At 64.4% G+C, this 11,282-nt stretch carries 10 protein-coding genes; 8 read left to right on the top strand and 2 right to left on the bottom strand.

Features of this window, described 5'->3' with window-relative positions:
• On the top strand, nt 1-610 hold a 610-nt coding region (locus tag VOI29_RS05090), incomplete at its 5' end, for a Hint domain-containing protein (RefSeq protein WP_323776449.1).
• Here VOI29_RS05090 and VOI29_RS05085 read toward each other — a convergent pair.
• A complete protein-coding gene (locus tag VOI29_RS05085; RefSeq protein WP_323765490.1) occupies nt 595-2,151 on the bottom strand; it encodes an NAD(P)H-hydrate dehydratase in 1,557 nt (518 codons plus the stop codon). The genes VOI29_RS05090 and VOI29_RS05085 overlap by 16 nt on opposite strands.
• A gap of 165 nt (nt 2,152-2,316) precedes the next feature.
• Here VOI29_RS05085 and VOI29_RS05080 point away from each other — a divergent pair, with 165 nt between their 5' ends.
• From VOI29_RS05080 to dddP, 6 genes are all read left to right on the top strand, one after another.
• Nucleotides 2,317-2,655 (top strand): P-II family nitrogen regulator, encoded by a 339-nt coding sequence (locus tag VOI29_RS05080; RefSeq protein ID WP_048531347.1) that lies wholly within the window; start codon nt 2,317-2,319, stop codon nt 2,653-2,655.
• 118 nt (nt 2,656-2,773) lie between these two features.
• Nucleotides 2,774-4,180, top strand: a complete 1,407-nt coding sequence (gene glnA / locus VOI29_RS05075; protein WP_323776447.1) for a type I glutamate--ammonia ligase — start codon at nt 2,774-2,776, stop codon at nt 4,178-4,180.
• A gap of 183 nt (nt 4,181-4,363) precedes the next feature.
• Nucleotides 4,364-5,611, top strand: coding sequence for an Hsp70 family protein (locus VOI29_RS05070; RefSeq protein ID WP_323776445.1), 1,248 nt, complete (start codon nt 4,364-4,366; stop codon nt 5,609-5,611).
• 92 nt (nt 5,612-5,703) lie between these two features.
• A complete protein-coding gene (locus VOI29_RS05065; RefSeq protein WP_323776444.1) occupies nt 5,704-6,498 on the top strand; it encodes a lytic murein transglycosylase in 795 nt (264 codons plus the stop codon).
• Nucleotides 6,499-6,837: 339 nt separating this feature from the next.
• The gene (locus VOI29_RS05060; protein WP_323776442.1) at nt 6,838-7,689 is read left to right on the top strand and encodes a hypothetical protein; all 852 of its coding nucleotides are present in this window, start codon (nt 6,838-6,840) and stop codon (nt 7,687-7,689) included.
• A gap of 297 nt (nt 7,690-7,986) precedes the next feature.
• Nucleotides 7,987-9,330 carry a dimethylsulfonioproprionate lyase DddP gene (dddP, locus tag VOI29_RS05055; protein WP_323776441.1) on the top strand — a complete coding sequence of 448 codons (1,344 nt, stop codon included), beginning with the start codon at nt 7,987-7,989 and terminating at the stop codon, nt 9,328-9,330.
• A 225-nt stretch (nt 9,331-9,555) separates the two neighbouring features.
• Here dddP and VOI29_RS05050 read toward each other — a convergent pair whose 3' ends face one another.
• Nucleotides 9,556-9,789, bottom strand: coding sequence for a hypothetical protein (locus VOI29_RS05050; RefSeq protein ID WP_323776439.1), 234 nt, complete (start codon nt 9,787-9,789; stop codon nt 9,556-9,558).
• 166 nt (nt 9,790-9,955) lie between these two features.
• Between VOI29_RS05050 and VOI29_RS05045 the strand changes: the two genes are divergently transcribed.
• Entirely contained in the window at nt 9,956-11,197 is a 1,242-nt protein-coding gene (locus VOI29_RS05045; RefSeq protein ID WP_323776438.1) for a bifunctional alpha/beta hydrolase/OsmC family protein, read from the top strand.
• The last annotated feature ends 85 nt before the right edge of the window (nt 11,198-11,282 follow it).

The raw sequence follows: 11,282 nt of genomic DNA, 5'->3' as shown, positions 1-11,282 counted from the left end.
AGGTATGCCCATGGAACCCAAAGAGGTCGGGCGCGCAGTAGAGCATGTCATTCCGACGGTCACCGTCGGGACCCAGCAGCGCGCGGAACGTGACACCCCCGGTGTCAGCGAACACAGCACCCCCGGAGGTGGCCGTGAGACACGCGTCAGCCATCGAGGAAGTGCGCCCGCGACTGTCGTGAGCGGCCTGCTGGCCGGCACCCGGCTGTGGACGATGGAGGGCGACCTCCCGGTGCAATACCTGAGCCCCGGCGACCGCATCATCACCCGCGACAGCGGCATGGTGCGGCTGGGCTCGGTCACCCTGCGCGAGGTGAGTTGCGTCACCGTTCGGATCAAGGCCGGATCGCAGGGCCACACCCGCCCCGAAGATGACCTGGTGCTGCCAGCCACCCAACCGGTTCTGGTGCGCGACTGGCGGGCGCAGGCGCTGTTTGGCGCCAGCCAGGTGATGGTGCCGATATCCCGGCTGGTTGATGGCCAGTTCGTCACCCTCGGCGCGCGCGAGACCCTGCGACTGATCGAGCTGCGGTTTGATCGCCCGCATATCCTTTATGCCGACGGGATCGAAATCGCTTGCGCCACCGCCGCGCCTCAACCGGCGGCCTGAAGCGCGCGCAACACCTGCGGCAGCGCCTCCGGCAGATCCTCGGCAATCAGGCCCGGGCCGATCCGCAGCGCGCTCTCCACATGCAGCCAGGTGGCGGCCTCTGCCGCCGGCATCGGTGCCATCCCGCGCGCCAGCAGGCCAGTGACGAAACCGGCCAGAACGTCGCCGCTGCCTGCGGTGGCAAGCCAGGGCGCGGCGCGGTCATAGACCGCGGCATTGACGACGGCGCGGCCCTCTGGATCGGCGATCACCGAGTCGGGGCCCTTCAGCACCACCGTGCACCCCGCACGACCGGCGGCGACGCGCGCCGCATCGATGCGCGAGAAGGCCGGGCCGCTCTTCGGCGCCTCGCGGAGCCTCTTCGCGAGATCCGGAAACAGCCGGGCAAACTCGCCATCATGCGGGGTGAGCACGCAGCCCGCGTGCAGCCGGGCAAACAGCGCGTCCGGGTCCTCGCGATAGGCGGTCAGCGCATCTGCATCCAGCACCACGCTGGGCCGCGAGGGGTCTGACTGCCCGCTGGCCAGCGCCACCGGCACCAGCGCCCGCGCGCGATCAAGCCCCAGCCCTGGCCCGAGGCAAAGCGCGCCTATCCGCCCGTCCTGCAGCACCTGCGCCAGACCGTCAGCGTCTTCGACCCGGGTCAGCATCAGCCCGGTGATCTGGCAGGCCACCTCCATCTGCGCCGCGCCGGGGGCGCCCAGCGTCACCAGCCCCGCACCGATCCGCAGCGCGCCGCGCGCCGCCAGACGCGCCGCGCCGGTCCGCCCGAAGCCGCCGGTGAGCACAAGCGCGTGGCCATGAGAGAACTTGTGCCCCGCGTCCTTGCCCAGGCCCTCTGGACGGCCGGTCAGGCGCAGGGTCTCCGTCCCAGGCCCCTCCGCATCAAGGCCGATGTCCTTGACCACCAGAGCGCCGCAGAGCTCGGGGCCATCCGACAGGACATGCCCCGGTTTGGCACTGTGAAAGCTGACCGTCAGGTCCGCCCGGACAGCCGGCGCCGCATCGCGGTCCGCCAGCAGCCTGCCACTGTCGGCGCAAAGGCCGCTCGGCACATCCACGGCAACGCGGCGCGGCCAGTCCTGCGACGGCCGCCCTTCGAGTGCTGCGGCCAGTTCACCCTGCAGCGGCCGGGTCAGCCCGGTGCCAAAGAGCGCGTCGACACTAAGATCGCAGACGCCCCGCGCGGCCAACGCCGCACCGGTCAGCGGCCGCACCTCGCCCAGCTCGCACCAGCGCTGGTGGTTCGTCCGCGCGTCCGGGGGCAGCTTGGCGGCGTCACCGTAGAGGAACACCGACACCTGCCAGCCGCGCGCCCGCAACAGCCGGGCCACCACGAACCCGTCGCCGCCGTTGTTGCCGGGGCCGCACAGCACGGTCGCGGATCGCGCGCCCTCGGCCAGCTCCGGCCATGTCTCGAGGACCGCCGCAACCACCCCCTGCCCGGCCCGCTCCATCAGCGCGGCACCGGTCACCGCGCCGCTTTGGATCGCGGCCCGTTCGACGGCGCGCATCCCCGCGGCGGTCAGCAAATCCCTCATCATCCCTCCGGATTCATTTCTGCTTGATTATTACGCAAATCGCCCGTTCTTTAGGCGCATGTATTTCACCGCTGGCCAAAACCGCCGCTCCCGGACCCTACACAATTGTAGCCTCAGGTGAGAAGTGGTCTGAGCGGCTCAACACCCTTTGCGAGGAGGCACCACATGAAGAAAATCGAGGCGATCATCAAGCCGTTCAAGCTTGATGAGGTCAAGGAGGCGCTGCAGGACGTTGGCGTCCAGGGCCTCAGCGTGGTCGAGGTCAAGGGCTTCGGACGGCAAAAAGGCCATACCGAGCTCTACCGCGGCGCGGAATATGTGGTGGATTTCCTGCCCAAGGTGAAGATCGAGGTTGTGCTCGACGACGATCAGGTCGACGGCGCGATCGAGGCCATTGTCGAGGCCGCCAAGACCGACAAGATCGGCGACGGCAAGATCTTCGTCACCCCGGTCGAACAGGCCATCCGCATCCGGACCGGCGAAACCGGCTCCGACGCCCTCTGACACAGGACCTCGCGCGCCCCGGACCCCGGTCCGGGGCCTCCTGCAGGGCGTGACCCATCGTGCGATCCCGGACCGGCTCCGGGACCGCGACCAACCAAAGCAACAAGGGAATGACCAAATGAGCGCAAAAGACCTGCTCAAGCTGATCAAGGACGAAGACGTCGCATACGTCGACATCCGCTTCACCGACCCGCGCGGCCGGCTGCAGCACGTGACCGTGATCGAAAGCGAAGTCGACGAGGATTTCCTCGAAGAGGGCTTCATGTTCGACGGCTCCTCCATCGCCGGCTGGAAGTCGATCGAAGCTTCTGACATGAAGCTGATGCCCGACACCGAAAGCGCCTATATCGACCCGTTCTATGCCGAGAAGACCGTCTGCGTGCATTGCTCGGTCGTCGAGCCCGACACCAACGAGGCCTACAACCGCGACCCGCGCGGCACCGCCGAGAAGGCCGAGGCCTACCTCAAGTCCTCCGGCATCGGTGACAGCTCGTTCTGGGGCCCTGAGGCCGAGTTCTTCCTGTTCGACGACGTTCGCTTCTCGAACACCATCAACAAGGTCTCCTACGAGGTCGACGCGATCGACGGCTCGTGGAACACCGACACCGAATACGAGATGGGCAACACCGGCCACCGTCCGGGTCTCAAGGGCGGCTACTTCCCGGTCAACCCGACCGACGACGGCCAGGACATCCGTTCCGAGATGCTCTCGACCATGAAGCGCCTCGGCATGAAGGTCGACAAGCATCACCACGAAGTGGCCTCCTGCCAGCACGAGCTGGGCCTGATCTTCGGCTCGCTTACCAAGCAGGCCGACGAGATCCAGAAGTACAAATACGTGGTGCACAACGTGGCCCAGGCCTATGGCAAGTCGGCGACCTTCATGCCGAAGCCGATCTATGGCGACAACGGCACCGGCATGCACGTCAACATGTCGATCTGGAAGGACGGCAAGCCGCTGTTTGCCGGCGACAAATACGCCGACCTCAGCCAGGAAGCGTTGTATTTCATCGGCGGCATCCTGAAGCATTCCAAGACCCTGAATGCCTTCACCAACCCGTCCACCAACTCCTACAAGCGCCTGATCCCGGGCTTTGAAGCCCCGGTTCTGCGCGCCTATTCCGCCCGCAACCGCTCCGGCTGCGTGCGGATCCCGTGGACCGAAAGCCCGAAAGCCAAGCGTGTCGAGGCCCGTTTCCCCGATCCGGCGGCCAACCCCTACCTGTGCTTTGCCGCGCTGCTGATGGCCGGCCTGGACGGCATCCGCAACAAGATCGACCCGGGCGAAGCCATGGACAAGAACCTGTACGATCTGCCGGCCGAAGAGCTGGAAGGCATCCCGACCGTCTGCGGCAGCCTGCGCGAAGCTGTTGACGCGCTGGCCGCCGACCACGACTTCCTGCTGCAGGGCGACGTGTTCACCAAGGACCAGATCGACGGCTATATCGAGCTGAAGATGGAAGAGGTGCACAAATACGAGCACACCCCGCATCCGGTCGAATTCGGCATGTACTACAGCTGCTAAGGTGCAGAGCCATGAATTTGAAAGGGCGTCCCTCGGGGCGCCCTTTTTCTCATTCACGGGGCGCGTTCGGCTGACAGGCGTTCCGGCTTTCGGTGCTCCCGCAGGCAGGGCGGCTTTTTCTTGCCCTTGTTTTGCGGCTGCTGTATTCCGGCCCGCTCCCCGCCTGTGAAAGGAGCCTTTTCCATGACTGCCCCCAACACCCTTGGTATCGATTTCGGCACCTCCAATTCAGCAGCGGGGATTGCCGTGGCAGGCCGGCCATGGCTGGTTGAGATGGAACCGGGTGAACAAACCCTGCCCACTGCAGTGTTTTTTGACGAAGGCAGCCGCAGAATGCGGATCGGCCACAGCGCGACACGCGCACTGATCAGCGGGGACGAGGGGCGTTTCATGCGGGCCTTGAAAAGCCTGCTGGGCACCCCGCTGCTGCATGAGGAACGACGGCTAGGCGGCGAGCGGATCAGTTTCGGAACCCTCATTGCCCGCTTTCTGGCAGAGATGAAACGGCGCGCCGAGACAGCCACGCATATGGAGTTCACCCATGCCCTGTCCGGCCGGCCGGTGCGGTTTCATTCCAAAGATGAAACCCGCAACATCCAGGCGGAAAAAGACCTGCGTGCTTGTTACCTGGAGGCCGGCTTTCAGGATGTGCTGTTCATGTATGAGCCGGAAGCAGCCTTAAGGGCCGCCGCGCCTGCACCGGGCTGCGGGCTGATTGTCGATATCGGCGGCGGCACCTCGGACTTCACCGCCTTTGAACAGGATAAAAACGACACCACCCGCATCCTGGCCTCGCATGGGGTGCGGCTGGGCGGCACCGATTTTGACCGGCAGCTGAGCATTCATCATGTGATGCCGCTGCTGGGACGCGGCAGCCAGATCCGCAACACCTTCGGCGGCGGCACCCTGCCGGCGCCGAACCGGTTGTTCAATGATCTGGCCACCTGGCAGATGATCCCTTTCCTCTACAGCCCGGAAAGCCGCAGGGCAGCAAAGGACCTGGCCGCCAATGCAGTTGAACCGGACATGCTGGCCCGCCTGGTTTCGGTGCTGGAGGATGAACTGGGCCACGAGCTGGCTTTTGCTGTCGAGCGCGGCAAGATCCAGGCCAACACGGCGGGCGGCGCGGCGGCGATCGACCTGAAGCTGCTGCAGCGCGGCCTGTCCGTGCCGCTGCCCGCCTCGGAGATGAACCAGACACTGGCAGAGCAGACCGCAGCCATCGGCGCTTGCGCGGCTGAGACACTGGCGCAGGCCGGGCTCACAGCCGGCAGCGTCGACCGGATCGTGCTGGTCGGCGGCTCTTCGCTTTTGGCGGCGGTTCAGGCCCAAATGCGCAGCATCTGCCCAAACGCCCGCGTTGAAACTGGAAATGCCATGACGGCCGTGGCCGACGGCCTTGCCCTGGCAGCCGGAACAGCCTTCACCTAGATAAATACGAACCATACCCGGTTTTTCCCGTTAGACACCGGCTGCCAGCACGTTAGGCTGCAAGGCACGAGTCACATTTTGAGAGTTCTTTCATGCGCCGGCTGATTGCCCCTGCCCTGATTTCCGCCCTGCTTGCTTCCCCTGCCCTGGCCGCCACCTGCGGCAATACGTCTTCCGGGTTTGAGACCTGGAAGCAGGACTTCCAGCGCGAGGCCAAACGCGCAGGCGTGCGCAAGGCGGGGCTGCAGGCGCTGGCCAATGCGCAATATGCCAGCCGCACCATCTCTGCCGACCGCAACCAGAAGAGCTTCAAATACTCGCTGGAGAAGTTCATGCAGATCCGCGGGTCAGCGACCATTGTGGCGCAGGGCCGCAAGCGAAAGGCACGCAACCCGGAGTTCTATGCTGCACTGGAGCGTAAATACGGCGTGCCGGCCGGCGTGCTGATTGCCATCCATGGAATGGAGACCGCGTTTGGCAACTATATGGGCGACAGCCAGGTGGTTTCGGCCATCGTGACGCTGACCTACGATTGCCGGCGCTCTGATTTCTTCCGCCCGCATGCGCTAGGGGCGCTGAAACTGGTGGACCAAGGCGCCATCACCACGGCCACTCTGGGCGCCAGACATGGCGAGCTGGGCCATACCCAGTTCCTGCCTGGCAATGCGCTGCAATACGGGATTGACTGGGACGGCAACGGGCGGGTGGATTTCTACAACATGGGGGATGCGATGGCCTCCACTGCGAATTACCTGCGCCAAAAGGGCTGGAAGCCCGGCAAAGGCTATCAGCAGGGCGAGCCGAACTACCGGGTTCTGAAGCAATGGAACGCCGCGACGGTCTATCAGAAGTCGCTGGCAATCATGGGGCGCCAGATCGACCGCTGACCGTCGCCTTTCCCAACCTACGGCTGATATCTGCGCCCGGTCTTTGGCGGGCTGCGGACACCAGCGGCTGACCGTCCCAGGAACAGTGCAGGTGATTCCCGGATTACTGTAGGCTCTGGGGCATCAATGTGTCCGCCCCCCGCCACAGTTGAGCCGTATTGCAGCCCGCAGCACCCGCATATCTTGATGAAAATCATTTAAAATCAAACCCTTCACAAACGCCGTATTTTACCGCCGTCTGTTCAGCCATTTTCGTCAGAACCTTAATTCCTGCCCCACTTTGAACTCCTTCAAATTTTAACCTTCTTCCATCGGCACCCTGAATGGAGGATCCGGACGATGGCAGAAACCACACAGCACACAGGCAGGCTGGGCCTGGAGAGCCGCGATACCGGAACTCTTTCGGCTGCGGTTGCCGCGGTTGTGGACACGCTTGAGGATTTCGGCCATCCGGCCGAAACGATTGCCGCCCGCGCCGAGAACACTGCCAGGCTGCAATGCGACCATTATCATGTGACAGTCCGGCTGCGCCGGGTGCCCCTGCGGCGCTCCAGCAAACTGACCAGCAGCATAATGCAGCCCTCGGCGATCCTGGAATTGTCACTGTCCCCGGTCTTCCCCGGCTATTGCGACCAGGAAATCTCGGAACTGCTGCTGGCGGAAATGCTGCGGCGCCTGCTGCCAGAGGTTGATGCGACCTCCGTCGAATGGCTGGAGACCGGAACCGCGCTGACCTGCGAACAGTTCCTTGGTGCGTTTACCGCCGGCAACGGCCAGCCGGAACAACCGCATCCGCCCATCGCTGGCACCGCAAACGCCTTAGAAAGCCAACCTCAGCAAACCGGGCCGGCCAAGCTGCGCGGCCGTGAACGCTTCACTCCGGTTGAGCAAACCGCGCTGGAGCTGGAAGCCCATTGCGACCGGGTCTTCCTGGCCGCCAATGGCAGCCGCGGCAGCGCCGCGGCCCCGGACAGCGCCGGGCTGATCCACGCCCGCATCCGCAACCCGGAGCCGGCTGGCTTTGCGCGCCTCAGCTGGGGCAGCCAATTGCGGGCGTCAGCCCTGGCCGCAGTCACCCTGGCCGGCACTGGCCGCCTGCGCTTCATCAGCCACCTGTTGCTGCTGACAGCTCTGTTCCTCTATCTGGAAAGCGCCGGCATGGTTCAGGCCGCGCGTCCGCTGCTGCCCTGACCCCAGGACCGGGCGCCGGATGGCTGTGAAGGGCGCACACAAACGCGTGTGCCTGCAGCAAGCGCATCTGCATATCACCGCGCAGGAAATCCCCCGGCAGAAGCAGGTCCGGCTCCCGATACCAAGGCGCGTTGCAGCGGCACGATGGCCGTCCAGCCTGCACAGCGGCTTTCCGCGACGTTGCTGAACCGGGCATGCATAGGTCAGAAACGACTGCAGAACCCGTCGTTTTCTGCAGCGATTCCGGCAGCAGACGCCGCCACATTGGACAGACCTGTGCAGCGACGGAGGCCACGCATGAACGAGCATTACCGCGACATCCGCAAGATCGACCCAACCCGCGGCGCCAACCTGGGCGACAACACGCCGAACAATAATGACCGGGTTGAGATCGGCCCGACCCAGCTGGCTTTTGGCGAATGGGCCGAGGCCGGGCTGCAACTGCCCGACTTACAGGAAATGCGCAAGTTCCGCTGGGAGCGGCTGACCCGGTTCATCAATGACCGCGGCTATGCCGGCCTTCTGGTGTTTGACCCGCTGAACATCCGCTATGCCACCGACAGCACCAATATGCAGCTGTGGAACACCCACAATCCGTTCCGCGCCCTGCTGATCTGCGCCGACGGCTATATGGTGCTGTGGGACTACAAGCAGTCACCGTTCCTCAGCGAGTTCAACCCGCTTGTACGCGAGCAGCGGGCTGGCGCCGATCTGTTCTATTTCGACCGCGGCGACAAGGTGGATGTGGCGGCGGATGTGTTCTCCAACGAGGTCCGCAAGCTGCTGGAAGAGCACAGCGGCAGCAACAGGCGCCTGGCGGTGGACAAGATCATGCTGCACGGGCTGCGCGCGCTGGAGGCGCAAGGGCTGGAGATCCTCCCTGGCGAAGAGCTGACCGAGAAATGCCGCGCGGTGAAAGGCCCGGACGAGATTCTGGCCATGCGCTGCGCCAGCCACGCCTGCGAAACAGCCGTAGCGGCAATGGAGCGGTTTGCCCGCGAACAGGTACCCGGCGGCAATATTTCGGAGGACGACGTCTGGGCGGTGCTTCACGCCGAAAACATCCGCCGCGGCGGCGAATGGATCGAAACCCGCCTCCTCGCCTCCGGCCCGCGCACCAACCCCTGGTTCCAGGAATGCGGCCCCCGCATCATCCAGAACAACGAGATGATCAGCTTTGACACCGACCTGGTCGGCTCTTACGGGATCTGCATCGATATCTCGCGCAGCTGGTGGATTGGTGACGAGAAACCGCGCGCCGACATGGTATATGCCATGCAGCACGGGGTCGAGCATATCCGCCACAACATGGAGATGCTGAAGCCCGGTGTGAACATTCAGGACCTGTCCAGGGCCTGTCATCCGCTGGATCCGCAGTTCCAGAAGCAGAAATACGGCTGCATGATGCATGGCGTCGGCCTCTGTGATGAATGGCCGCTGGTCGCCTACCCGGATCAGATGGTCGAAGGCGCCTTCGACTATGAGCTTGAGCCGGGCATGGTGCTCTGTGTCGAGGCGCTGATCTCCCCCGAAGGCGGCGATTTCTCGGTCAAGCTGGAAGACCAGGTGCTGATCACCGAGGACGGCTATGAAAACCTGACCAAATACCCGTTCGACAAGGACCTGCTGGGCGAGGCCTGATCCCTGGCAGCCGGCCCTTCCTGTACCGGTCCCTCCAGTTCAGGAGGGGCCGGAATGCCCTGCGGCGCCGTCAGGCACCTGCGCTTATCCCAGGCCAGCGCATGCCCCCCGCGCAACGCAATTTCCCCGGCCTCCGTCTGGAACAGATGCCGCACGTCAAACTGCAGATGCGCGCAGTCTTTCGCAGGTTCCGGGATTTCAAAAATATCAACGTCAATCATCTGCTCAGACAGCGGCTTGCCCCGCGATACCCGCGTTCTTCATTGTCTTGTTTTCGGAGAACGTCGGCAAAGCCGTTGCAATCACCGCCCAATTGCAGCCAGAGGCCAGCTTCCAGTGACGGGTCAGCAAAACGCAGGTCGTGTCCGGCGACATCACAAAGGCCGAACTGGTAACAAGGCCCGCCTCAGTATACCGGCCGAATTTCCAGCGTGCGCGATTGCAAACATCCGCAAACACTGCCTCTTCTCCCTATCGCGTGCAGCTTGCGGCGTGTAGCCGCCACTGCCGTTCCGGCACATTGCGCTCATCTGCCTTCACCTTCCCGTGACGTTGCAGGCTGCCGCCTTGTTCAGGTCCCATTGAGCGATCAATCTAAGCGGAACACCCAATAAAGGCCACGCCCATGCCCGCTGAACGCATCTCCTTTCCCGGCCATGCCGGAAACACCCTTGCTGCCCGGCTCGACCTGCCCGAGGGACCGGTCCTGGCAACGGCGCTGTTTGCCCATTGCTTTACCTGTTCCAAGGACATCCCGGCGGCGCGGCGCATCGCCGGGCGGCTGGCGGCAATGGGGATTGCAGTGCTGCGGTTCGACTTTACCGGTCTGGGGCATTCCGAAGGGGAGTTTGAGAACACCTCCTTCAGCTCCAATGTCGCGGATCTGATTATGGCGGCGCAGTATCTGGCGTCCCGCGACATGGCCCCATCGCTGCTGATCGGCCATTCGCTGGGCGGCGCGGCGGTGCTGCGGGCACGGGCCGGCATCCCGTCGGTCAAAGGCGTGGTGACACTGGGTGCGCCGTTCGATCCCGGCCATGTCTCGCACCACTTCGACGCTGCCTTGCCCGAAATTGACGCCAAGGGCCGCGCGGAAGTGTGCCTGGGCGGGCGGCCTTTCATCATTGGCAAGGCGTTTGTCGAGGACATAAACGCTGAAGCGCTGGCGCCGGCGATTGCCGGCCTCAAGGCCGCACTGCTGGTGCTGCATGCCCCGCGGGATGAAACGGTAAGCATCGACAATGCGGCTTCGATCTTTACAGCCGCGAAACACCCCAAGAGCTTTGTCACCCTGGATGACGCCGATCACCTGATCACCCGCGCTGCGGATGCGGAATATGCCGCCGAGGTGATTGCCGCCTGGGCCGGGCGCTATGTCGGCATGACCCCGCCCGCGCCGCCGCCAGGTGCGCCCGAAGGCATCCTGCGGGTGACAGAGGCGGACCCGGAGGGGTTCCTGCAGGATGTGCAATCCGGTCCCTATCACCACACCTATGCGGATGAACCGCTGGCCTATGGCGGCACCAACCGTGGCATGTCGCCCTACGGCTTCGTGGCGGCGGGGCTGGGCGCCTGCACCTCGATGACGCTGCGGATGTACGCCCGCCGCAAGGGGTGGCCGCTGGAGGGGATCAGCGTCGATGTGAGCCATGACAAGGTCCATGCCCAGGATGCCCAGCCGACGGGGCCGGCCAAAATCGACCAGTTCACCCGGGTGATCCACCTCTGCGGCCCTTTGAGCGGCGAACAGCGGGCCAAGCTGATGGAGATTGCCGATAAATGCCCGGTGCATCGGACCTTGGAAAACGGCGCCAAGGTGGTGACACATCTGGAAACCTCGACTCGGGCGGCAACCGGGCAACTTTAAAATCAGGGACCTCCCGCGCCCGGCCCTTGCGGGAAGCCTGCAACGGCATCGGCCCTGGGCCCGGCGGCGCAAGCGGTGAAACGGG

The sequence above is a fragment of the Leisingera sp. genome (assembly GCF_034669605.1).
Classification (GTDB): domain Bacteria; phylum Pseudomonadota; class Alphaproteobacteria; order Rhodobacterales; family Rhodobacteraceae; genus Leisingera.
This window is presented reverse-complemented; position numbering and strand designations above follow the sequence as displayed.